Annotated in this window: 16 protein-coding genes, 2 tRNA genes and 1 pseudogene; 5 read left to right on the plus strand and 14 right to left on the minus strand. The window is 69.3% G+C overall.

What is annotated here, in order from left to right; all coding sequences use genetic code 11:
- Positions 1-58: 58 nt before the first annotated feature.
- From FHS42_RS09200 to folC, 4 genes and pseudogenes are all read right to left on the minus strand, one after another.
- A complete protein-coding gene (locus FHS42_RS09200; protein WP_184571583.1) occupies positions 59-1,078 on the minus strand; it encodes a rod shape-determining protein in 1,020 nt (339 codons plus the stop codon).
- Between the two features lie 320 nt (positions 1,079-1,398).
- Positions 1,399-1,812: a nucleoside-diphosphate kinase gene (ndk, locus tag FHS42_RS09205; protein ID WP_184570863.1), complete on the minus strand. Its 414-nt coding sequence runs from the start codon at positions 1,810-1,812 to the stop codon at positions 1,399-1,401.
- Between the two features lie 586 nt (positions 1,813-2,398).
- Positions 2,399-2,752, minus strand: a pseudogene (locus FHS42_RS36775) (DUF4233 domain-containing protein); the annotation flags it as partial.
- 11 nt (positions 2,753-2,763) lie between these two features.
- A complete protein-coding gene (gene folC, locus FHS42_RS09215; protein ID WP_184570865.1) occupies positions 2,764-4,308 on the minus strand; it encodes a bifunctional tetrahydrofolate synthase/dihydrofolate synthase in 1,545 nt (514 codons plus the stop codon).
- Between the two features lie 374 nt (positions 4,309-4,682).
- Between folC and wecB the strand changes: the two genes are divergently transcribed.
- Both wecB and FHS42_RS09225 read left to right on the plus strand, forming a co-directional pair.
- Entirely contained in the window at positions 4,683-6,053 is a 1,371-nt protein-coding gene (gene wecB / locus FHS42_RS09220; RefSeq protein ID WP_246494435.1) for a non-hydrolyzing UDP-N-acetylglucosamine 2-epimerase, read from the plus strand.
- 190 nt (positions 6,054-6,243) lie between these two features.
- Positions 6,244-7,602: an XrtP-associated glycosyltransferase gene (locus FHS42_RS09225; protein WP_184570867.1), complete on the plus strand. Its 1,359-nt coding sequence runs from the start codon at positions 6,244-6,246 to the stop codon at positions 7,600-7,602.
- Positions 7,603-7,727: 125 nt separating this feature from the next.
- On the opposite strand, the gene FHS42_RS09230 is transcribed toward FHS42_RS09225, so the two are convergent.
- On the minus strand, positions 7,728-10,361 hold the full coding sequence (locus FHS42_RS09230; RefSeq protein ID WP_184570875.1) for a valine--tRNA ligase: 2,634 nt from the start codon (positions 10,359-10,361) through the stop codon (positions 7,728-7,730).
- 142 nt (positions 10,362-10,503) lie between these two features.
- Between FHS42_RS09230 and FHS42_RS09235 the strand changes: the two genes are divergently transcribed.
- Together FHS42_RS09235 and FHS42_RS09240 are read left to right on the plus strand one after the other, a co-directional pair.
- The gene (locus FHS42_RS09235) at positions 10,504-11,628 is read left to right on the plus strand and encodes a hypothetical protein (RefSeq protein ID WP_184570877.1); all 1,125 of its coding nucleotides are present in this window, start codon (positions 10,504-10,506) and stop codon (positions 11,626-11,628) included.
- 138 nt (positions 11,629-11,766) lie between these two features.
- Complete coding sequence (locus tag FHS42_RS09240; RefSeq protein WP_184570879.1) at positions 11,767-12,822, plus strand: hypothetical protein; 1,056 nt, start codon at positions 11,767-11,769, stop codon at positions 12,820-12,822.
- Positions 12,823-12,902: 80 nt separating this feature from the next.
- Here FHS42_RS09240 and clpX read toward each other — a convergent pair whose 3' ends face one another.
- The 5 genes from clpX to FHS42_RS09265 form a co-directional block, all read right to left on the minus strand.
- Positions 12,903-14,189: an ATP-dependent Clp protease ATP-binding subunit ClpX gene (gene clpX / locus FHS42_RS09245; protein ID WP_184570881.1), complete on the minus strand. Its 1,287-nt coding sequence runs from the start codon at positions 14,187-14,189 to the stop codon at positions 12,903-12,905.
- A 165-nt stretch (positions 14,190-14,354) separates the two neighbouring features.
- Positions 14,355-15,020 (minus strand): ATP-dependent Clp protease proteolytic subunit, encoded by a 666-nt coding sequence (locus FHS42_RS09250; RefSeq protein WP_312866825.1) that lies wholly within the window; start codon positions 15,018-15,020, stop codon positions 14,355-14,357.
- 47 nt (positions 15,021-15,067) lie between these two features.
- Positions 15,068-15,682, minus strand: a complete 615-nt coding sequence (locus FHS42_RS09255) for an ATP-dependent Clp protease proteolytic subunit (RefSeq protein ID WP_312866797.1) — start codon at positions 15,680-15,682, stop codon at positions 15,068-15,070.
- Between the two features lie 501 nt (positions 15,683-16,183).
- Complete coding sequence (gene tig, locus FHS42_RS09260; protein WP_184570885.1) at positions 16,184-17,644, minus strand: trigger factor; 1,461 nt, start codon at positions 17,642-17,644, stop codon at positions 16,184-16,186.
- A gap of 342 nt (positions 17,645-17,986) precedes the next feature.
- Positions 17,987-18,063, minus strand: a tRNA-Pro gene (locus FHS42_RS09265).
- A 218-nt stretch (positions 18,064-18,281) separates the two neighbouring features.
- Here FHS42_RS09265 and FHS42_RS09270 point away from each other — a divergent pair.
- Positions 18,282-18,355, plus strand: a tRNA-Gly gene (locus FHS42_RS09270).
- A 506-nt stretch (positions 18,356-18,861) separates the two neighbouring features.
- Here the strand turns inward: FHS42_RS09270 and FHS42_RS09275 are convergent.
- The 4 genes from FHS42_RS09275 to FHS42_RS09290 form a co-directional block, all read right to left on the minus strand.
- A complete protein-coding gene (locus tag FHS42_RS09275) occupies positions 18,862-19,056 on the minus strand; it encodes a hypothetical protein (protein WP_184571591.1) in 195 nt (64 codons plus the stop codon).
- A 695-nt stretch (positions 19,057-19,751) separates the two neighbouring features.
- Positions 19,752-20,207 (minus strand): HD domain-containing protein, encoded by a 456-nt coding sequence (locus tag FHS42_RS09280; RefSeq protein ID WP_184570887.1) that lies wholly within the window; start codon positions 20,205-20,207, stop codon positions 19,752-19,754.
- A 198-nt stretch (positions 20,208-20,405) separates the two neighbouring features.
- A complete protein-coding gene (locus FHS42_RS09285; RefSeq protein WP_184570889.1) occupies positions 20,406-22,952 on the minus strand; it encodes an ABC transporter permease in 2,547 nt (848 codons plus the stop codon).
- Entirely contained in the window at positions 22,949-23,824 is an 876-nt protein-coding gene (locus FHS42_RS09290; protein ID WP_184570891.1) for an ABC transporter ATP-binding protein, read from the minus strand. The genes FHS42_RS09285 and FHS42_RS09290 overlap by 4 nt, the downstream gene beginning before the upstream one ends.
- Positions 23,825-23,963: the final 139 nt, after the last annotated feature.

Consider the following 23,963-nt stretch of genomic DNA (forward strand, 5'->3'; position numbering starts at 1 on the left):
TCCACCGCTCCAGGACGTGGTCACCTGCGCGGCGGCATCCGTTCACCCGACCGTTGGTTCAGCGCCGTGGCTGGGAGTCGAGGACCTGCTGAAGCGCCTCGAACTCTTCCACGCACTTGCCCGCGCCGAGGGCCACGGAGTCGAGCGGGTCCTCGGCGATGTGGATCGGCATTCCGGTCTCGCGGCGCAGCCGCTCATCGAGCCCGCGCAGCAGCGCGCCGCCGCCGGTGAGCACGATGCCGCGGTCCATGACGTCGCCGGAGAGCTCGGGCGGGCACTTGTCGAGCGTGGTCTTCACCGCATCGACAATCGAGTTGACGGGCTCTTCGATGGCCTTGCGCACCTCGGAGGCGGAGATGACCACCGTCTTGGGCAACCCGCTGACCAGGTCACGGCCGCGGATTTCGGTGTGCTCCTCCTGCTCGGACTCGTACGCCGAACCGATGGTGATCTTGATGCTCTCGGCGGTGCGTTCGCCGAGCAGCAGGCTGTACTCCTTCTTGATGTGCTGGATGATCGCGTTGTCGAGCTCGTCGCCGGCCACCCGGATGGACTGTGCCGTGACGATTCCGCCGAGCGAGATGACCGCGACCTCGGTGGTGCCACCGCCGATGTCCACGACCATGTTGCCGGTCGCCTCATGCACCGGGAGCCCGGAGCCGATCGCCGCCGCCATCGGCTCCTCGATGATGTGCACCTGGCGGGCACCGGCCTGCGTGGACGCCTCAATGACGGCGCGGCGCTCGACTCCGGTAATGCCGCTGGGCACACAGACCACGACGCGCGGCCGGGCCAGATAACGGCGCTTGTGAATCTTTAGAATGAAATAGCGGAGCATACGCTCGGTGATCTCAAAGTCGGCGATAACGCCGTCCTTCAGGGGTCGCACGGCGACGATGTTCCCCGGCGTCCTGCCGATCATCTTCTTCGCTTCGGCGCCCACGGCGAGAATCCCGCCAGTGTTCGTATTGATCGCGACAACAGACGGCTCGTTGAGGACGATCCCACGGCCTCTGACGTAAACCAGCGTGTTGGCGGTCCCGAGGTCGACAGCCATGTCACGGCCGATGAACGACATGTTGTTCCCCATGAGGATGCGTCTGGCCTTCCCAACTGGAGCGAATGCTTGCTTGAGGTCGGCGTGGTGGGTGCGCTTACGAGGCGCGCGAGGTTCCATCGTAGTCTCGCCCGTGGCTGCACGGCGCGAGGGTTCCTCCGCCATTGTCGGCGGAACACGGGCTGGCCCCTACCTATGGGGACGTCGTGTCGCGGTGATGCGTTCCCTCAAACGATGGGCATATGCCAGGGAGCAACCGGAAAAACACGGTCGCTCCCTGGTCAACAGGGGCTCACTGTGGTCAGCGAAGTGAGGAAACCGATCAAAATATGGTCGTCTCGTCAGGCAAGACCGGGAAAGAAAATCTTCATCTCTCGCTCGGCGGACTCCTCGGAGTCCGACGCGTGAATGAGGTTCTCCCGCACGATGGTGCCGAAGTCACCGCGGATACTGCCGGGCGCGGCGGCGATCGGGTCGGTCGGCCCAGCCAGCGCCCGTACGCCCTCGATCACCCGCTCGCCCTTGACCACAAGGGCCACCACGGGGCCTGACGCCATGAACTCCATCAGCGGCTCGTAGAACGGCTTGCCCATGTGCTCGCCGTAGTGCTGCTCCAGCACCTCGCGCTCCAGGGTCCGCAGCTCAAGGGCGACGATCTGCCAGTTCGCCTTGGTCTCGATGCGGCCCAAGATCTCGCCCACCAGACCACGCCTGACCGCGTCGGGTTTGAGAAGGACGAGGGTGCGCTGGCTCATGATCGCGGCTCCTTGGCGGTGTGACGTGGGTTATTGCGCCCGAGGCTACAGGGGCCCTAGCGGGCCGCCGCACAGGGCCCGCGCGCGACGAGCTGCGCGAGCTCGCGTGCTGGTGACGGCGGAAGCCCGGCTGTCGGTGCGGCGCGCGGCACGGGCCCGGTGTCAGTGCGGCGCGGGAGCCCGCATGCCGGTATGGCGCACAGGCCCGCATTCCGGTGCGGTGCGCGAGCTCTGCGCTGAGGTACGGGTCGCCCGATGCGGGCCGAAAGGCCAGCCCGTGCGGGGTTACGGTCGCGGCCACCACCGAGGGAGAGGGGCAAGACTCCCCGCAGGCCGGGGCACGCGGCCCGACCTGGCCCCTGGCCCGACCGGCTTACGCAGAGTCAGACGCCGCGCGGGGTGCGCCATCCCCGGCCGGCCCGGCCCCGACTGTTCCGCCCCTGACCGTTCCGCCCCCGGCCGGTCCGTCCCCGGCCGGTCCGCCCTCGGGCGTGCCGTCCGCAGCGGACCTGCCGGTCGCCGCTCCCGCTCGCGCCTCCGCCTCCGCCTCCACCTCCGACTCCGACTCCGACGCAGCTTGCGCCTCGGCCGCTGCCTTCGCCTCCGCTGCCGCGTCCATCGCCGCGAAGCGGACCTTCGCCTCGTCGATGTGGCGCCCGTAGTGGATGGACGCCCACCACAGACCTGCGAACACGGCGCCCAGGAAGAACATCACCGGCACCACGAAACCGCTCAGCACCAGGCCGAATTGCAGCACCCAACCGACCTGGAGCGCCCACGGCCAGCGGAGCATGCCGCACAGCAGCACACACAGTCCCATGGCGATGCCGCTGACCGTCCACACCGTTGCCATGGACAGGTCGGACTTCATGGCGACCAGCCCAGCGAAGCCGATGACGAAGAACTCGCTGATCAAGGTGGTCGCACACAGCATTCGCAGCGTTCGCACGCTCAGTCCCTCCCAAGGAGCAGCCGGGCTTCTCCCACGGTGATGACAGAACCGGTGACCAGGACGCCGGCGCCAGCGAACTCGGAATCCTCCTCGGCAAGCGTCACGGCCACCTCAAGCGCCTCGTCAAGACGCGGCTCGACCTGAACGCGGTCGGGCCCGAAGATCTCCACGGCGACGGCCGCCAACTCATCCACGTCCATCGCCCGGTCGTGCGCATACCGCGTCACCACGACCTCGGTGAAGATCGGCTCGAACGCCTCCAGGATGCCCCGCACGTCCTTGCCCGAGCTGCTGGCCACCACCCCGATCAGCCGGCTGAAGCTGAATGCCTCGGTGACCGCCTCGGCCGCCGCCCGCGCACCCGCCGGATTGTGCGCCGCGTCGAGCACCACGGTTGGGCTGCGGCGCATCACCTCAAGCCGACCAGGCGAGCTGACGTTCGCCAAGGCGGCCCGCACGATGTCCAGGTCGAGGGTGCGGGCGTGCTGCGAGCCGATGCCGAAGAACGCCTCAACGGCGGCGAGCGCGACGGCAGCGTTGTGCGCCATGTGCGCCCCGTGCAGCGGGAGGAAGATGTCCGGATACTCACCGCCGAGCCCGCGCAGCGTCAAGAGCTGACCGCCGACCGCGACTTCCCGGGCGAGCACGCCGAACTCCATGCCTTCCCGCGCCACCGTGGCGTCCACCTCGACCGCACGCTTGAGCAGCACCGACGCCGCATCCACCGGCTGCTGGGCCAGCACCACGGTGCAGCCCGCGCCACCATCCGCCGCGTCCCTGGCCTTGATGATTCCGGCCTTTTCGACGGCGATCTGCTCGGGAGTGGTGCCGAGCCGGTCGGTGTGGTCGAGCGAGATCGGAGTGACCACGGCGACCGTTCCATCGATGACGTTGGTCGCGTCCCAGGTGCCGCCCATGCCGACCTCGACCACCGCGACGTCCACCGGCGCGTCGGCGAACGCCGCGTACGCCATGGCCGTCAACACCTCGAAGAAGGAAAGCCGGAACTGCTGCTGCGCGTCGGTCATCTCCACATACGGCTGGATGTCCCGGTACGTCTCGACAAACCGCTCCGCGGAGATCGGCTCGCCGTCCAAGCTGATGCGCTCGGTGATCGACTGCACATGCGGGCTGGTGTAACGGCCCGTCCGCAGGTCGAAGGCTCCGAGGAGCGCCTCGATGATGCGGGCGGTGCTGGTCTTGCCGTTGGTGCCAGTGATGTGGATCGCCGGATACGCGCGCTGCGGGTCGCCCAGGATGTCGAGCACGGCCTTGATGCGCTCGACCGAAGGGTCGAGCTTGGTCTCGCCCCAGCGCCCGGCGAGCTCCACCTCGACCTCGCGCAGCGCGCGATCTAGCTCGGGGTCATGGGGCCGAGATGGCACACCATCGCCCTGGGGCGGCCCCGCCTGGGTACGCAGGGTGCGACTGCCCGCCTCAATCAGGGCGAGGTCGGGGTCGCGCTCGGTCTCGGCCTTGACGATCTCGTCGAAGCCGTCGAGCCCATCGGGCTCGGATTCGTCACTCGGGGGGCGCTCGCTCACGGCGCCCAGTCTACGAGGCGGGTACGACAGCACGAGCTCTCGCCCGGCCAACGCTCGACGAAGGATGCCCCCGCACCGAGGGGAGCGGGGCCAACGCCGGTGGAATGCGGGGGTGCCCGCATGCGGCACCGATGCGATGCGGGGGGTACGCGGGTGCGGCACCGGTGGGATACGCGTGGGACACGACGGCCCGCCACGGCCGTGTTCAGTGGACGAGGTGCCAGCGGGACATACGGTTTGCACCGATAACTGCGGATAGCAAGGGGTAGTCGCCGATATCTTGCGCATCGTTCCCCTGGACGCGACCGCTCCCCTTGATGTGATGAGCCCATCGTCATCCGGCGAACGCTGGGTGAGGGCTGGATGAGGGCTGGATGCCACACCCCCCGAACGACGACCCGTTCCGGCCGGAGGCGGCGCCCGGCGCACTGCCCACGGCGGTGATCTGGGCGGGCGTCGATGGTCGGGCGGTCGCAGCCGACCGCCGGTGCGGGCGCATGTTCCGGCTGGCGGGCCGGGTGAGCCACTCAGCAACCGCATGCCACCCGACCCGGCGACCGGCCGCACACACACTCCACGACTGTCAGCGCCCGTCAGCCACTCCTGGAGACCCCTTGCACTCCCTCCCCGCGCGCAGTGTCGCCATCGTCCTCGGCACCCGCCCCGAGCTGGTGAAACTCACCGATCTCGTGCGACTCCTCGGCCCCGCGGCACACCTGGTGCACACCGGCCAGCACTACGACGAGGAGTTGTCGGGCCGCTTTCTCACCGAACTCGGGCTGCCCGCGCCGACATTCCTGATCGGCGTCGGCGGGCAGTCCCGCGCCGGGCAGATCTCGGCCGCACTCGGGCAACTCGACGCACTCTTCGCCGCCGAGCCGCCGCTCGCGGTCGTCGTCCAGGGCGACACGAACGCTGCGCTCGCCGGAGCGCTCGCCGCCAACGCCAGGACCATCCCCCTCCTCCATGTGGAGGCCGGGCTGCGCAGCCACGATCGCAACATGCCCGAGGAGCACAACCGGGTACTGATCGACCGGATCGCCGACGTACTGTGCGCGGCAACCGAGGACAACCGGGCCAACCTGCTCGCCGAGGGGCTCAGCGACGAGCGGATCGCCGTGACCGGCAACACCGTCGTCGAGGCCGTACACGCCCAGCTCCCCGGCCCCGACGAGCGGGCCGACCTCCTCCAGCGGTACGGGCTCACCGCGGACGGCTATGTCCTGGCCACCGTGCACCGCCCGGAGAACACCGACGATCCCGCCGCACTGCGCGCCATCGTGAACGAGCTGAACTCCATCGCCGCCACCGGCAGGCCGGTTCTGCTGCCGCTGCACCCGCGCACCCGCAGCCGCATCGAGGCGGCGGGCCTCGATGCGCTGCTCACTGGCCTGACGGTGACCCGACCACTCGGTTACGGCGACTTCCTGGCCCTGGCCCGACACGCCGCGCTGATCGTCTCGGACTCCGGCGGCATCCAGGAGGAGGTCACCGTCCTGGGCCGCCCGTTGATCGTCGTACGCCGTTCCACCGAGCGGCCCGAGGCGATGGCCGACTTCGCCGACCTGGTCACCCCCGGCCCCGGCATCGGCGAACTCGCCCGCCACCGGCTCGCTGACTGCGAGCTCGGCCTGCGCCGCCTGGCCGCCCTGCCGAGCCCCTTCGGCGACGGACGGGCATCGGAGCGGATCGTCGGGCTGCTCGCGGAGATCGCCGCCCGCGCGGAGTTCACCACGGCGGCGTAAGACCGCCCGGCCGCACCCACACGCCCCACCGCCGCCACAGCAGTACCTCTGGCGCCACCAGGCGCCACCCGCGCCGCCCCATCGAACCACCACCTCGCGGGGCGACCCCAGCAGCGCCCCGCGGTGCCACCCGCCCCTGCCATCCGCACTGCCGCCAAAGCCACCGCAGCCCGTCCAGAAAGTCCACTCCATGACCCTCGTGCTGCTGTTCTTCCCCGTCGCCCTGCTTCTTTGCTTCCTCCTCTACTGGGCCGGCGCCCGGCTCTCCTATCTGCGCCAACCGAAGACCGTGCCCGGTGACCCGCGGGACTTCGACTGGCATTTCTTCGTGCCCTGCCGCGATGAGGAGGCCGTCGTCGAGGCCACCGTCACGCGACTGCGGCGTGACTTCCCCGCTGGCCATGTCTGGGCGATCGATGACGACAGCGACGACCGGACGGCCGAGATCGTCGCGGGCCTCGCCGCGTATGACGGACATGTACACCTCGTACGCCGGCAGCGACCGAACGCCCGTCTCGGCAAGGGGGCCGCGCTGAACGCCGCGTATGACCAGCTCAACCAGTTTCTTCCCGGGGGCGCCGACCGCGCACGGATTGTCGTGTGTGTCATCGACGCGGACGGCCAACTCGCGCCGCAGGCCCTGGCACACGTCTGCGGACCCGCCGCCTTCGGCTCCTCGGACATCGGCGGTGTGCAGATCAACGTCCGGATGCGCAATGTGGATGACCGGCGCCCGCTGCCCGAGCACGGGCGGCTACGCAACGCCCTGGCCCGGCTCCTGGTTCGCCTGCAAGACATGGAGTTCTCCGTATCCAACGTAGGCATGCAACTCCTGCGCACCCGCACCGGATCGGTTGGCCTCGGCGGAAACGGCCAGTTCACCCGGCTCATCGCGCTGGACCGGATCGCCGAAGCCGAGCGGCGCCCCTGGCAGCGCGGCGCCCTCCTGGAGGACTACGAGCTGGGCCTGCACATGATCCTCGGCGGCTACCAGATCACCCATGTCGCCGACACCTGGGTCTCCCAGGAGGGCCTGCCGCGTACCCGCCGGCTGCTCACCCAGCGCACCCGCTGGGCCCAGGGCAATTTGCAGTGCGTGCGCTACGCACCGCGCGTGATCGCCTCTCGCCACTTCTGCGGCCGGGGCGTCCTGGAGACGCTGTACACCTTCTTCCAGCCGGTCGCGCACCTGCTCACGCTCGTGTTGTGCGCCGTGCTGTGCGCGGCGCACGGCGCCGACATCGCCGACGACGGCGTGCGCGACGCACTGGGCACGATCACCGCGGCCTGGCCGCTGGCCATCGCACTCGCGGTCGTTTCGATCGGCCCGTTCGTGCTGTGGGGCCCGATCTACCGGCGCGACCGCGCGCCCGATCGGTCGCTGCTGGTCGCGCTGCTGTGGGGGCTGGCGCTGTGGCTGTACGCGTACCACCTGTTCCCCGCGTCCGCGCGGGCGCTGGGCCGGATGTTCCGGGGCCGCGGCGGTTGGGCGAAGACACGCCGTAACGCGGAGGTGGTCACCGCGGGTCCGGCCGCCCTCGAAAGCTGACCATCCGCGCCAACTGCCCCGTCCCCGCCCGCGCCACCCCCGCCGCCGCACGCAAATGGGCCCCGCACCACCACAGTGGTGCGAGGCCCGTTCGGCCGCTACGTTCGCCCGTTACGGTACGGCCGTTACGCCTCCGGCAGCGACGCGAGTTGGGCCGTGATCCGAACGATGCCGGCCTCGGCCGACTCAAGCCGCTTGCGGATCTTGTCAACCACCGGCGCCGGCGCCTTGGCGAGGAACGCCTCGTCGCCGAGCTTCGCAGTCGTCTGGACCTTCTCCTTCTCAGCCGCCGCCAGGTCCTTCGCCAGCCGCTTGCGCTCGGCCGCCACATCGATGGCGCCCGACAGGTCAAGTGCCACCGTCGCGCCCACGACCGGCAGCGAAGCCGTCGCCGTAAAGCCTTCATCCGCGGCCTGAAGCCGCAGCAGCGAGCGGATCGCTGCCTCGTGCGACGCGAGCCCGGCGCCCTCCAGGTCAAGCTGGGCCGGAACCCTCTGACCCGGCTGTAGCCCCTGGTCGGAGCGGAACCTGCGGACCTCGGTGACCAGTTCCTGGAGCACCGCGATCTCTCGCTCGGCCGCCGCGTCCCTGAAGCCGCTGTCGGTCGGCCACTCGGCGATGACGAGGGACTCGCGCCCGGTGAGCGTGGTCCACAGGGTCTCGGTGACGAACGGGACGATCGGGTGCAGCAGCCGCAGCGTCACGTCGAGCACCTCGCCCAGCACCCGCCGCGAGACGTCCGCGGCCGGGCCACCCGCCTGGAAGACGGTCTTGGACAACTCGACGTACCAGTCGAAGACCTCGTCCCACGCGAAGTGGAACAGCGTGTCGGAGAGCTTGGCGAACTGGTAGTCCTCGTAGAGCGCGTCCACCTCGGCGACGACCGAGTTCAGCCGGGACACGATCCACCGGTCGGCGGCCGACAACTCGGCTGCCGCGGGCAGCGGCCCCTGAACCGTCGCACCGTTCATCAGCGCGAAGCGGGTCGCGTTCCAGACCTTGTTGGCGAAGTTACGGGAACCCTGGACCCAGTCCTCACCGATGGGCACATCGGTGCCGGGGTTGGCGCCCCGGGCGAGGGTGAAGCGAACGGCATCGGAGCCGTACGACTCCATCCAGTCCAGCGGATTGACCGCGTTGCCAAAGGACTTGGACATCTTCTTGCCGACCTGGTCGCGGACCATGCCGTGCAGCACGATGGTCTGGAACGGCGGCGTGCCGTCCATCGCGTACATGCCGAACATCATCATCCGCACGACCCAGAAGAAGAGAATGTCGTAGCCGGTGACCAGGATGGAGTTCGGATAGAACTTCTGGACGCTCGCGCTCTCCTGCGGCCAGCCGAGGGTGGAGAACGGCCACAGACCGGAGGAGAACCAGGTGTCCAGGACGTCGGTCTCCTGGTGCCAGCCGTCGCCGGACGGCGGCTGCTCGTCCGGTCCGACGCACACCGTTTCGCCGTTCGGCCCGTACCAGACCGGGATGCGGTGGCCCCACCACAGCTGGCGCGAGATGCACCAGTCGTGCAGGTTGTCCACCCAGCCGAAGTACCGCTTGGTCATCTCCTGCGGGTGAATGGCGACCCGGCCGTCGCGGACCGCGTCGCCCGCGGGCTTCGCCAGCGGCCCGACCTTGACCCACCACTGCATCGAAAGCCGCGGCTCGATGGTGGTCTTGCAGCGCGAGCAGTGCCCGACAGAGTGCGCGTACGGGCGCTTCTCGGCAACGATCCGGCCATCGGCACGCAGCGCCGCGACGATGGCGCTGCGCGCCTCGAAGCGGTCGAGCCCCTGGAACGGGCCGTGCGCGGTGATGACGCCGCGCTCATCGAGAACCGCGGGCGCGGGCAGGTCGTGCCGCTGACCGATCTCGAAGTCGTTCGGGTCATGCGCCGGGGTGACCTTGACCGCGCCGGTGCCGAACTCGGGATCGACGTGCGCATCGGCGACCACCGGGATACGGCGGCCGGTGAGCGGCAGCTCGATCTCGGTGCCGACCAGGTGACGGTAGCGCTCGTCGTCCGGGTGGACGGCGACGGCGGTGTCGCCGAGCATCGTCTCGGCGCGCGTGGTGGCCACCACCAGCGACGCGTCGCCCTCGCCATACCGGATGGAGACCAGCTCGCCCTCGTCCTGCTGGTACTCCACCTCGATGTCGGAGATGGCGGTCAGACAGCGCGGACACCAGTTGATGATGCGCTCGGCGCGGTAGATCAGCTCGTCGTCGTAGAGCTTCTTGAAGATGGTCTGGACGGCGCGCGACAGCCCCTCGTCCATGGTGAAGCGCTCACGCGACCAGGCGACGCCGTCGCCAAGGCTGCGCATCTGGTCGGAGATCTGCCCCCCGGACTCCGCCTTCCACTGCCAGACCCGATCGACGAACGCCTCGCGCCCCAGGTCGTGCCGGGACTTGCCGTCCTTGGCGAGCTCGCGCTCGACGACGTTCTGCGTGGCGATGCCCGCGTGGTCCATTCCCGGCTGCCACAGCGTCTCGTAGCCCTGCATCCGCTTGCGGCGGGTGACGGCGTCGATCAGCGTGTGCTCGAAGGCGTGGCCCAGGTGGAGGCTGCCGGTGACGTTGGGCGGCGGGATGACGACGGTGAACGGCGGCTTGTCGCTCGCTTCGTCCGCCTCGAAGTAACCGCGCTCTACCCAGCACTCATACAGCTTCCCCTCTACATCGGCCGGCACATACTGGGTCGGCAGTTCGCGGGCGGCGCTGTTGAGCCCGTCGTGCGGGCGCTGAGTGTTGTCGGTCACGAGGCGATTCTACGGGCCGGGGAGACTCCGTTACGAACCCGTTGTTCGCCCCGGGGTGAGACGCCCTCAAGGCGTCCGGGAGGATGGCCGAGTGAGGCGCGCACTGCCGCGCGTGGCCTTCGACACACCGGGGAGACGCCCTATGAGCCACCACCATCCGCAGCCTGGGCCCTACGGTGAGCAACCGGGACCGTACGGCAACGGCGGTGGCCAGCCCCAGGCGCCCAACCCCTATGCGGGCCAGCCGGGTTACGGCTACCCCAATGCTCCCGGCCAACCAGGGCAGCAGAGCCAGCAGAGCCAGCAGGATCAAGCCCCAGCGGGCCAGCCCAGCCAGCAACAACCGAGCTCCACGGGAGGGTCTGCCCAACCCGGCGGCTACGGCCAACCCGCCCCGTACCAGCAGCCAGGCTCCTACGGCCAGCAACCGAACCCGTACGCCCAAAGCGGCGGCTACGGGACGAGCGGCTACGGCCAGCAGAGCCCTTCCCCGTACGCGCAGGGCGCCCAGCCCGCCGCGCCGTACCAGCCGCAGCAGCCCTACCAACACAGCCCATACGCCCAGCCGCAGCCGCCTGGCCAGCCTCAGTTCCCGCAGCCAGGGCCCAGCCCGTACGGTCAGCCGGCCGGGCCCGGTGGGCGGCGTAAGAAGACGGGCCTGGCGATCGGTGCGGCAATCGCCGTGGTGGTCGCCGCGGTGGGGGGCTATCTGCTGTTCGGCGGGGGTGACGGGGGCGGCCCGTACGAGCTGAGTACGCCGGACACGGTGGCCAGCAATTACCAGCGCGTCGGCGAGGGCAAGGACGAGAGCAACCTGACCCCAGCGGGCAAGGCGCAGCTCAAGGAGATACCGGTGGTGGAGGACGCGCACCCGGTTTCGGCCAACTACCAGACGCCCGGGAAGAAGAAGCTTCAGTTCAGCGGGGTGTGGGGCAAGGTCACCAACTCGGAGCGAGCGGCAGACCTCGCACTCGCCGTCATCACCAAGGCCCTCGTGGAGGACGGAACAGCCGAAACGGTCGGAAGTCCCCAAAAATTCACGCCGGCTGGCTTCGACGGCGATGTCCTCAAGTGCCAGGAACTGAAATTCACCTCGCCCCAGGGAGCCATCACCGCCCCCGCGTGCGTCTGGGGTGATGACAGCACCGTCGGCGTGACGGTCATGGCGGACCCGGCGGCCGTCGTCACCGGAGCCGGCATGACGTTGGATGAAGCCGCCACGCTCACGGCCAAAGTGCGAACCGACGCCCGCGTCGAGACCGGCTGACCAGCCGATCCAGTAGCAGGGCTTGGGCCGGCCCCCGGCCAGGCCCGCACGCAGCACCTCGCGCGCCAGGCGCGGCCCCACACCGCGCCCGGTAGCCGCCCCACACCACCGCAGTACGCAGGAGAGCAAAGGACCCCCATGAGTGACGACCAGCCCGGCCCGTACGGTCAGCCGCCCCAGCAACCCCCACAGCCCGGGCCCTACGGTCAGGGCGGCACGGCTGGACAGCCCGGTTACGGCTACCCGCAGCAGCCGACCCAGCCAGGCCCGTACGGGCAGCCGCCACAGCCGGGACCGTACGGGCAGCCGCCACAGCCGGGACCGTACGGGCAACAACCGCAGCCAGGCCCGTACGGGCAGCCGCCACAGCAGGGTTACGGCTACCCGCAGCAGCCCGGCCCGTACGGCCAGCAGGGGCAGTTCTCACAGCCGGGCCCGCCGGTGCCGCCACAGGGCGGAAACAGCAGGAACAAGACGATCGGCATCGTTGTCGGCGCGGTCGTGGTCGTCGCCGCGATCGTCGGCACCATCATCGGCGTCAGCGGCGGCGATGACGCCGATTCGGCGAAGAGCGGCAAGAAGAAGGACGTTGTCGCCGGCGACAACGGCGGTCAAAAGGGCTCGGGCGGCAGCGGGGACTCCGACGACAGCAACAGCGACAGCGACAGCGACGATGCCAACGGCGGCCAGCCGGATGCGCCGGACACCCAGCAGTACAAGCTGACGACGCCGCCAACCGTCGCGTCCGTCTACCAGCGCAAGGGCGAGGGCGAGACGGACAGCGGTCTCGGCGTGGGCGGCGCACAGCCGACGGGTTTCACGAGCGAGGGTTCGATATCCGCGGACTACGAGGCGAGCGGCAAGCGCCTGTCCCTCGGCGGCGCCTACGGCACGTCATCGAACCCGGAGGCCGGCGTGGACTGGTTCTTCCAGCAGCTCGCGACCGGCAGCGGTACGCCCAAGGGCTCGCCGCAGAAGTTCACCCCGGCCGGGTTCGACGGCGACGTCCTCAAGTGCCAGGTGATCGTATCGAAGTCGGTGCCGATCCAGACCTGTGCGTGGGGCGACTCCAGCACGATCGGCGCGGTCATCCTCGGCGACCCGGCCGCGGTCACCAACCCCGGATCGGTCAACCTCAGCCAGGTCGCCGACACCACGGCCCAGGTCCGCAAGGACGCACGCGTGGCGAAGTAGCCCAGCGGCTGCGTACGAAAGGGGCGCCCGGCCAGTTCTTGGCCGGGCGCCCCTCGCGCGTTGATGGGTGCTGCGAGCGCCTACGCGCTCTTCTCGTGCCGCTCGTCCTTGCCGACGATGCGCGGCTCGCGCGGCACCAGGGTCGGGTTCACATGCGAGTGCACGACCTCTTCGGTGATGACGACGCGGGCCACGTCCTTGCGGGACGGCACCTCGTACATCACCGACTGGAGGACCTCTTCCATGATGGCGCGCAGGCCACGGGCGCCGGTACCGCGCAAGATGGCCTGGTCGGCGATGGCCTCCAGGGCCGGGCGGTCGAACTCCAGCTCCACACCGTCGAGTTCGAACAGCCGCTGGTACTGCTTGACGATCGCGTTGCGCGGCTCGACCAGGATCTGTAGCAGCGCCTCGCGGTCGAGGTTGTGGACCGAGGTGATGACGGGGAGCCGTCCGATGAATTCCGGGATCATCCCGAACTTCACCAGGTCCTCCGGCATGACCTCCTGGAACTGGTCGCTGGCCGCGATCTCGCGCTTGGAGCGGATGGTGGCGCCGAAGCCGATGCCCTTGGCGCCCGCACGAGACTCGATGATCTTTTCCAGACCAGCGAAGGCACCACCCACGATGAACAGCACGTTCGTCGTGTCGATCTGAATGAACTCCTGGTGCGGGTGCTTGCGTCCGCCCTGCGGCGGCACGGAGGCCGTGGTGCCCTCCAGGATCTTCAGCAGCGCCTGCTGCACGCCCTCGCCGCTGACGTCGCGGGTGATCGACGGGTTCTCGCTCTTGCGAGCGACCTTGTCGATCTCATCGATGTAAATGATGCCCGTCTCGGCCTTCTTGACGTCGTAGTCAGCGGCCTGGATCAGCTTGAGCAGGATGTTCTCGACGTCCTCGCCGACATAGCCCGCCTCCGTGAGTGCGGTGGCGTCGGCGATGGCGAAGGGCACATTGAGCATCCGGGCCAACGTCTGCGCCAGCAGCGTCTTGCCCGAACCGGTCGGCCCCAGAAGCAGGATGTTGGACTTCGAGAGCTCAATGCCGTCGTCGCGGCTGCTCGCGGCCTCGCCTGCCTGAACGCGCTTGTAGTGGTTGTAGACCGCCACGGACAGCGCCTTCTTCGCGGACTCCTGCCCCACGACGTAGCCCTCAAGGAACTCGTAGATCTCGCGCGGCTTGGGCAGTTCCTCCCAGCGAACCTCGGAGGTCTCCGCGAGCTCCTCCTCGATGATCTCGTTGCAGAGATCGATGCACTCGTCGCAGATGTACACACCGGGTCCTGCGATGAGCTTCTTCACCTGCTTCTGGCTCTTCCCACAGAACGAGCACTTGAGCAGGTCGCCGCCGTCACCGATGCGTGCCACGAGGTGCTTCCCCTTCGCCTGGGATCTGCAACACTTGCACAGACCCGGGTGCTTGCCTATCGACGGTACCTTGCCGGGCCCCCCGTACGGGCCCCCCTTGGCCCGACTCGATCCGAGTGGGCATCGAGTCGCACACCAAGGGGAGCCGCTCCCGGCACGGCGGGACTAAACCGAAACGGACGTCTTGCGGGTGGACACGATCTGATCCACCAGACCGTACGCCAACGCCTCGTCGGCGGTGAGGATCTTGTCCCGCTCGATGTCGTCGCGGATCTTCTCGATCGGCGTGGTGGAGTGCTTGGCCAGCATGTCCTCAAGCTGCGCCCGCATCCGGAGGATCTCGTTGGCCGCGATCTCCAGGTCGGAGACCTGACCGCGCCCGGTCTCGCTGTACGGCTGGTGAATCAGCAGGCGGGCGTTGGGCAGCGCCATCCGCTTGCCGGGCGTACCGGCCGCGAGCAGCACGGCTGCGGCCGAGGAGGCCTGTCCCATGCACACCGTCTGGATGTCGGGCTTGACGAACTGCATCGTGTCGTAGATGGCGGTGAGCGCCGTGAACGAGCCGCCGGGCGAGTTGATGTAGATCGAGATGTCGCGGTCGGGGTCCATCGACTCCAGGCACAGCAACTGCGCCATGACGTCGTTGGCGGAGGCGTCGTCGATCTGGACGCCGAGGAAGATGACCCGCTCCTCGAAGAGCTTGGCGTACGGGTCGTACTCGCGCACACCCTGCGAGGTGCGCTCCACAAAGCGGGGGATCACATACCGGGACTCGGCGGCCGGCCCCTGGTAGAGACCACTACCGACGTTGTTGTTCATCTGCGTGTTCACCATCCTGATGGCGTTCGGTGGTCTGAGTGTGGACGCTCGGGTACCGCTCAGGCCCCGGTGCCACCGCCGCCAGGAACACTCGCGGCGGAGGCCATGACGTCGTCGATCAGGCCGTACTCCTTGGCTTCCTCGGCGGAGAACCAGCGGTCGCGGTCGGAGTCGCGGGTGATCTGCTCGACGGACTGGCCGGTGTGGAAGGCGGTCAGTTCCGCCATCCGCTTCTTCGTGTGCAGCAGCCGCTCGGCGTGGATCTTGATGTCCGAGGCCGAACCCGCCAGGCCGGCGGAGGGCTGGTGGATCAGGATCTCGGCGTTCGGCAGCGCGAACCGCTTGCCCGGCGTGCCTGCGCTGAGCAGGAACTGGCCCATCGAGGCGGCGAGTCCCATGGCGATGGTGACCACGTCGTTCGGGATGAACTGCATGGTGTCGTAGATCGCCATGCCCGCGGAGATGGAGCCACCCGGGCTGTTGACGTAAAGGTTGATGTCCTTGTCAGGGTCCGCGGCGAGCAGGAGTAGCTGCGCGGTGATCTTGTTGGCGATGTCGTCGTCAACCGGCTGGCCGAGGAAGATGATTCGTTCCCCGAGCAACCGGTTGTAGACCTGGTCGCCGAGGCCGCCGCCTACGGTCGGCTCGCCGGCGGAAGGCATCAGATTCGTCACGTATCCACCTGCTCGTTGATTCGACGGCCGCGAGCCGTCTCAGCGTCTATGTGGGCGCGGGGTTAGCGGCGCCGCTGGAACTTCACCCTGCGCGCTTTGGGGGCTCCCGTAGCGCCACCCCTGCCCTCGTACTTACGGACCCTAACGCGCAGGTCGGACAACACCATCCCGCATCAGGAACTGTTCGCTGTGAGCGCAGGCTCTGGGGCGCTGTGCGCTCTCCTGAGCGCCGGTGAGCCCGCATGCCGGGCCGCAGGGCGCGCAGGGCGCCCTCAGCCTCGCGCAGGGCCACTCAGCGCCGCCCCGCGGGCATTCGTCACCTTGCCGTAGGGCCGCGTCCATCCAGCCGTACGCCCGTACGGCCGGTGGGCGCCGGTTCGACACCCAAGCGGAAGGCTCTGCGGCCGTAGCGGCCATCCGGCGGCGGGGACAGGCACGGGTCCGGGCGCGTGCGCGTCCGGACCCGTGCCGTGGCATCCCGTACCGAGATCAGGCCGGGGCTCAGCCCTCGGTCTTCTCCTCGGCCTTCTTGTCCTTCGGCGCCTCGTCGGCCGCGGGCTTCTCGGCGTCGGCCTCGACAGCCTCGGCGCCCTCAGCGTCTGCACCGTCTACAGGTGCCACCGCCTCGACGGTCTCGGCAGTCTCGTCTTCCTCGTCTTCCAGGTCCACGACCTCGCCGTTGCTGTCGGTGACCTTGGCGGCCTCGACAACGACTGCGAGCGCCTTGCCGCGGGCGACCTCGCCGACGAGCATCGGCACCTGGCCACCCTCGACCACGGCCTGCGCGAACTGGTCCGGGCTCATGCCCGAGGACTGGGCGCGGCGCATCAGGTGCTCGGTCAGCTCTTCCTGGCCGACCTGGAGCTTCTCCTTGTTGACCAGCTCATCGAGGATGAACTGGGTCTTGATGCCCTTCTCCGCCTGCTCCTTGGTCTCGGCGTCGAACTCTTCCTCGGTCTTGTCCTGGATCTCCAGGTACTTCTTGAGGTCGAGGCCCATCTGACCGAGCTGGTGGTTGACCAGGTTGTGCTTGCGGGTCTCGATCTCGTCCTGGAGGAGCTTCTCCGGGATCGGGACCTCGGCCAGCTCCAGAAGGGCTTCGAGCACCTTCTCCTGGGCCTGGGTGGCCTGCTCGTACTTCTTCGACTGCTCAAGGCGCTTGCGGCTGTCCGCGCGCAGCTCCTCCAGCGTGTCGAACTCGCTGGCGAGCTGGGCGAACTCATCGTCCAGGGCGGGCAGTTCGCGAGACTTTACCTCGCTGACATCGACCTTGACCTCGGCGTCCTTGCCCTCGGCCGAGCCGCCCTTGAGCTGGGAGGTGAAGGTCGCGGTGGCGCCGGCCTCCAGGCCGGTGACGGCCTCGTCGATGCCGTCGAGCAGCTGGCCGGAGCCGACGGTGTACGAGACACCCTGGGCGACGCCGTCCTCCAGCACCTCGCCATCGACCTTGGCCTCCAGGTCGAGAGTGAGGGTGTCGCCTTCGGCTGCGGCGCGCTCAACCACGCTGGTGGTCGCGAAGCGGTCGCGAAGCTGCTCGATCGCGGCGTCGATGTCCTCTTCGGAAACCTCGACCGCGTCCACGGTGACCTCGATGCCGGAGTAGTCCGGGATCACGATCTCCGGGCGGATGTCCACCTCGGCGGTGAAGGCCAGCAGCTCGCCGTCCTTCAGCTCGGTGATGTCCACCTCCGGCTGACCGAGGACGTTCAGCTCACCCTCGTTGACCGCATCGGTGTAGAACTTCGGGAGCGCGTCATTGACAGCCTCCTCCAGCACCGCACCACGGCCGAACCGCTGGTCGATGACCCGGGCCGGGACCTTGCCCTTGCGGAAGCCCGCCACCGTGACCTGCTGGTTGATCTTCTTGTACGCCGCGTCGAGGCTGGCCTTGAGCTCCTCGAAGGGCACCTCGACAGTGAGCCGAACCCGGGTCGGGTTCAGGGTCTCCACGGCGCTCTTCACGGTTCGGTCTCCTTGGGGGCTGACTTCTTGGGGTTCGTGCTCTGTATCTGAAGGTACGCACCTGTGTGTACTGCCACACGTGGCAGTCAGCAGTGACGCTGCGGATCGCGCCCCTTGACGAAGCGGCCCGCCGTAGTACCAGGGGCGGGCCCGTTCCCATCATCACAGACATAGGCGCGCAGTTTGCATAGTAACCGCAAGCGCGAGCAGCCCCCTAACGGGATCATGCCCGTTCGCGGCCGGCGCGCCCCACAGGCCCTAGGCGAGCCATCACACCGGCGCCATGCCGCCGCGAAATGAAACGGCGCCACCGCTGTAGCTGCGGTGGCGCCTAGGTGGTGCTGGTCGGGGTGGCCGGATTCGAACCGACGACCTTCCGCTCCCAAAGCGGACGCGCTACCAAGCTGCGCCACACCCCGTCGGTGCGACACGTAGGGTACATGCCCGCCGGCCTCCATGGTTGCCACTTACCCATTGGCTGTCCACTGGCTCATCCACTGGGCAGACCGGAGTGTGCGGAAGTCGGGGCTGACCCGCTACGATGCACCTCGTGCCACGGCCGGGCCCGCGAGGGCTCGTACGGACCGGTGTTCATGTGATTGCTCACGCGATCAGCTCACCTGGTGTGCCGGTGCGCGCGGGCGTAGCTCAATGGTAGAGCCCCAGTCTTCCAAACTGGCTACGCGGGTTCGATTCCCGTCGCCCGCTCCATGGCGTGGCCAACGGCCCGGCGTGCGGATTCTCCGCCGCCGGGCCGTTGGCGTATGCCCAGCGCGTGACGCTCCTGCGGGCATCGGCCGACTCATCGGCTTGAGGGCATCCCGTGCCGGCTTTCGCACGTCTCGCGCACCCTTGGGCTCTTCGGTGGCGTGCGTTGGGCGGAGGCGGCGGCGTGCGGGTTCCGCACCGGGCCGCACGAGGCCGCTTTGGGGTCGTTTTCCGGGTCGTTTCGATGGGAGGCCGCTGGGGACTCGGCGGCAGTGGCACGACGTGAGCGGACTCCGACGCACCTGTCGCCCAACCCGGCGAGGTCAGCCCGGATCGCCCAGCCCGACCTGCGCCCGCCGTCCAGCGCTGGCCGGCGGGCTCCTTGCATGCGGGCCAGGGCATGCCAAAAAGGCCGCACCGTGCCGGCCGTTACGGCCGCGTGCTCTCGCTCGGGGCTGACCTTGCCTCCCGGCGTCTTTGCGGACGCGAGGGATGCAGGTGTGCCCCGGCTAGAAGTCGATGTCGCTGAGCCCCTCGGCCACGTTGTCCAGGAACTCCTGAATGTCTGGGGACGCATCGGTCGATGCGAGCAGGAACCCAAAGAGCATGGCAATGAGCATGGGCCCAGCCTTGATCTTCCCAGCCCTGTAGACAAACACCAAAACTATGCCAACCAGCAGCACAACAGACAGGGAAATAACCACAACTGATCCCTCGCCCTCAGTCGCAACACGTCTCTCCGGCCCGGGGAGGAGCACGACCCCGCACACCCCCGCCTGAACCATCGTGCCACCAAGTGAGTGGTGGTTGGGGCCAGGTGACGAATCATTGGCCAACCGCGTATGCCGCGGAGACGGTCCACGAGAGCCCGACACGGTGACGCGGGACGCCTCTTGGCGTGACGGTGGGCCCGGTTTCCGGGCGTACCGGACGGCTCGGCGGGCTCGATCCAGCCGATAGTCACCGTAAGAAATCGGCTTGATCACCTACGTTGGTGGCCCTTACAGCCACATTGCTAACGGGAATTCCGAGTGATTTCGGCGCTGCATGCTATAGCGACTAAAGCTTCCATAGCCCATGAATTCACCTAGAGCTACCCACGAGATGTCATGACTGCCTTAAGAGGGCACTAGGCCCTTAAATGGGGCAAAAGGTGACGCCGTACACACCGCCAGTGCGGCGGGTGTTCCGGTGCGCGATGGAGCCGACGACGGCCAGGGCGTTCCGTAGCGACCCGGCCAAGGCCGCGCAGCGCGGAACCCGCGGGCGGGGCTATCCGCGTTCGACGGATTGTGATGTGGCCTTAGGCGGGGGTGGGCAAAAGGGACAAGGCGCCAGGGGGCGGGGCCGTCCGTTGCGGCCCTGGCCCCCCTTCTCGGCTTCTCAGCTTCTCGGCTTCTCAGCTCTCGGTCGCCGGCAGCCCAAGAAGCTGCCTGGTACGGGCGTACTTGGCCGTCAGCCGCTCCCGCGTCGCGGGGTCGAGCCGGGCCAGCCGGGCCGGGTCCGCGTTATGGGCCACATCGGCCTCCTTGATGAGCACCGCGCCGGGAGTGGCCAACAGCCGGACCGCGTACTCCTCCAGGGACTCACCGGGCCGCTTGGTCATCGCGTCGATCAGTTCCTTCGTGTGCGGCGTCAGTGGCGCCGTGGCCAGCCACTCGCGGGAGACGACGCCGTCCTCGATGGCGTCGTGCAGCCACGCCGCCGCGATCTGCTCCTGGCTACCGCCGCGCTCGCGTACGCCTTCGGCCACGGCGACCAGGTGTTCCGCATATGGCCTGCCTGCCTTGTCGGTCTGGGCCGCGTGTGCCCTGCGGGCCAGCGCTTCGACCTCGTCCAGCGTCAAAACCGGCATGTCCGCTGTCCTCATTTCCTGGCTTCTGGTGGCCGGTTCCTAGTTTCGGGCCCGGCGTTTCAGCTCGCATGTTCCCCGTCGCAGGTTTCCGGTCCCGCCGGCCTCTCCCGTATCCGGTTTTCCGGCTTCCGCGTCGGCATGCGCCGCTGTGCGATCCATCTCATCCGGCACTGGCGCGGGTGCCCTGGCGGGCAGCGGTTACTGCTTCTCGCCCGCGCCGCCAAGGCCCGCCGTGCGCAGCGCGAGCCGCGCCGGGAGGGTGGTGGAGACGAGGCCCAGGAGCAGCGTCGCGCCGGCGAAGGCGGCGTACAGGCCGGGTGGGACATGTGGGGCCGAGCCGGTGATGCCGTGCATCATCGGGTTCAGGGTGATGAGCGCGATGGCGGTGCCGAGCACGATGCCGGCGACCCCCACCAGCAGTGCCTCCCAGCGGACCATGCCGAGTATCTGGCGTCGGGTGGAGCCGATCAGACGCAGGGTGCTCAGTTCGCGGCGGCGGTCGAGCACGGTCATGATCAAGGTGTTGGCGGCGGCGATGGCGGCGAAGCCGCCGAGGACCGCGGCCATGGTCGTGTTGGCCCAGGCAGAGATCTCGCGATCCTTGTCCTGGGCCGCGGCGTACCCGTCGCGGTCGGTGACGTCGCCGAGCGGGGCCAGTGCCGCGGCGACCTTGTCCGGGTCGCTGCCCGGTGCGTCCTTGATCAGTACGTCGTTGTCGTAGGCGGCGGTGACGTGTGCGGCCACGGCGGCCCTGGGCAGGGTGAGTTGGGCTACGCCGAGGCCGCGTCCGTAAATCGCGACGACCTTGGGACGGGCGGCTGAGCCGTCCGGTAGCGCCATGTGCAGCCGGTCGCCGACGTCCACCTTCGCGGACTCGGCGAGCAGCGCGTCTACGGCGACGGTGCCGGGGCGGCCGATGGCGGCCGGGTCTCCGGCGCGAAAGTCCAGGTCTTGTACGGCTCGCAGGTCATTGCCCGTGCCCGAGATGCCTTGGGCGGAGCTGCTGAGCAGGTAGCGGCTGTCGCCGGAGCCGACCGGGACCAGGGCGCCGGTGCGTAGCAGCCCAACGGCCGTGTCCACGCCTTTCGTTCGGGCGGCGCGTGCGGTGGTGTCGGCGGACAGGCCGCCTGGGGATGTGACGATGTGGTCCGCGACGATGCCCGCCCGGCGCTGGTCGGCCATGGCGTGGTCCTCGCTGGTGTGCATGAACACCAGGGTCGATGAGAAGGCCATGGCCAGCGTGATCGGGGTGATCGCGGAGGCCAGCCGGCGGGAGTTGGCGCGGGTGTTGGCGGCGGCGAGGTGGGCGGACGCGCCGCCGGTACGCAGCGGCAGCCCGATCAGCCAGGAGCAGGCGCGGGAGATGAGGGGCCCGAGCAGGCTGACGGCGAGCATGAAGAGCATGACGACACCCAGTGCCGCGTTGGCCGCGTCCTCGCCGCTCTCCTTGGCCGCGATCGAAGCGAGCACGATCCCGCCGACCAGGGCAGCGGCGCCAAGGACCGTACGGATGATGCCGGGGTTGAAGCGTTCGACGGATGCCTCGCTCAGCGCCTGGCCTGGCTTGATCTTGGCGGGGCGGCGGGCGGCGAGCAGCCCGGCGAACACGGAGGCGAGCACGCCGGCGCCGACCGCGGCGACCAGCGGAATCCAGGAGACCTGAAGCCGCACGGGCTCGGGGATGGCGCCCTTGTCCTGGAGTTGGCCGAACCACCAGTGGGCCAGCGCGATGCCTGGCAGGCAGCCGGCCAGGCCGGCGATCGGCGCGACCAGCAGGGCCTCGGTGGCGATGGAGCGGCGCAGTTGGCGCGGGGTCGCGCCAATGGCGCGCAGCAGGGCGAACTCACGGGAGCGCTGCCCGACGCACAGGGCCACGGTGCCGGACGCGGTGAAGATGGCGACCATGGTGGCCATGCCGCCGAAGGAGCCGCCGAGTGCGATGAGGAGTTCTTTGGCCTCGGCGAGGTCGGGCTCCTCCACGCCGCCGCGGTCATCGCCGGTGTGCACCTTGGCCTTGCCGTTTACGGCCTTCTTCACCTGGTCGGCGAGGTCAGCGGTGGCGGTGCCCGGCGCGGCGAGGACGGCCACCGCGTCGATCTTGCCGGGGTGCCCCGAGAGTTGGATGGCGCGCTGGTCGGTGAACCACAGAGTGGGTCCGTCCAGGGCGGCGCGGGTCAGCGGCTTGGTGATGCCGGTGACCCGGAAGCGGTGGGCGCCGTCCGCGGTGGTCACGGTGGCCTGGTCGCCGACCTTGACCCGCTGGGCCTGGGCGGTGGCCGGGTCGAGGGCGACCTCGGTGGCGGTGCGTGGCGCCGTGCCCGTGGCGAGGCGGACTCCGGTGAAGGCGGTGGAGCCCCAGCCGCCCGCGGTGACGGTGCCGGTGCGGGCGCGGACCGGGTAGCTGACGTCGGGGATGGCTGCGGCGACGCCGGGCGCCTTGGCGATCTTCGTGATGAGCGCGGCGTCGAGCCGGGCCGCGTCGGGCACCAGTTCGTCCTGGTCCTCGCCGTCCTTGCCGCTGCCGGTCATCACGTGCACGCGCTGATCGGCGGCGGCGACCACGGGCACATCGGCGTAGCGCTGAGGCGGCGCAGAGGCTCGTATGCCGCTCTCCAGGAGGATGCCGCAACCGGACACGATCAGCGGGGCCATCATCAAGGCGACGAAGGTGCCGGCGAACGCTGCGGGCTTGAAGCGGATGGCCGCGCGGGCCAGCCCATTGCTGAGGGAGCGCCGGCCCGTCATGCTGCCGCTCCTGCCATGGGGTGGTGCGGGGGCAGCGGCATCGTCGGGACGCCGGTGCGGCGTGCGCGTGCGGTGAGGGCCGACATCCGTTCGGCGATCTGCTCGGCGGACGGCCGAACGAGGTGGTCGGCGAGGGAGCCATCGGCCAGGAACAGCACCCGGTCGGCGAAGCTGGCGGCGGTCGGGTCGTGGGTGACCATGACCACGGTGGCGGAGACGGTGTCCACGGCGCGCCGCAGCAGCGCGAGCACCTCGGCGGCGGTGCCGGTGTCCAGGGCGCCGGTTGGCTCGTCGGCGAAGACCACGTCGGGCCGGGTGACCAGGGCGCGGGCGATGGCGACGCGCTGTTGCTGGCCGCCCGAGAGCTGGCCGGGGCGGCGCTTGGCGTGCGCGTCCAGGCCGACCTGGGCGAGCACATCGGCCGCGGCCCTGCGGTCGGGGCGGCGCCCCGCAAGGCGCAACGGGAGCAGCACGTTTTGCTCGACGGTCAGCGAGGGCAGCAGGTTGAACGCTTGGAAGACGAAGCCGAGGCGGCTGCGGCGCAGCGCGGTGAGCTTGTTCTCGTTCATGCCGGTGATCTCGGTGCCGCCGAGCCGCACCGAGCCCGCGGTGGGCCGGTCGAGCCCGGCGGCGCATTGGAGGAAGGTGGACTTGCCGGAGCCTGACGGGCCCATGACGGCGGTGAAACTGCCGCGGGGCAGGGCGAGGTCGATGCCGCGCAGCGCGTGCACGGCGTTGGAGCCGCGCCCGTACTGTCGGCTCACACCGCGCAGTTCGACGGCCCAGTCGCCGGCGGGATGCCCGGCGTCGGCCGACGCGGGTGCCGCGTACCCCGCAGTCCGCTGCTTGCGACGCCTGTTCCGCAGCCCCATGGTCAGTCCCGTCCTTCGTAGTCATGGCCAGCCGCAGCCAACCGCAGCCCGACGTGGCAGTCGTGGCGCGGGTGGTGGTGCGCTCCGTTGGCGCGTAGCGCGCCAGTGCCGGAGGTGGACGCGGTGTGCCTGCGCCTCA

This window comes from Streptomyces zagrosensis (assembly GCF_014203645.1).
GTDB classification, from domain to species: domain Bacteria; phylum Actinomycetota; class Actinomycetes; order Streptomycetales; family Streptomycetaceae; genus Streptomyces; species Streptomyces zagrosensis.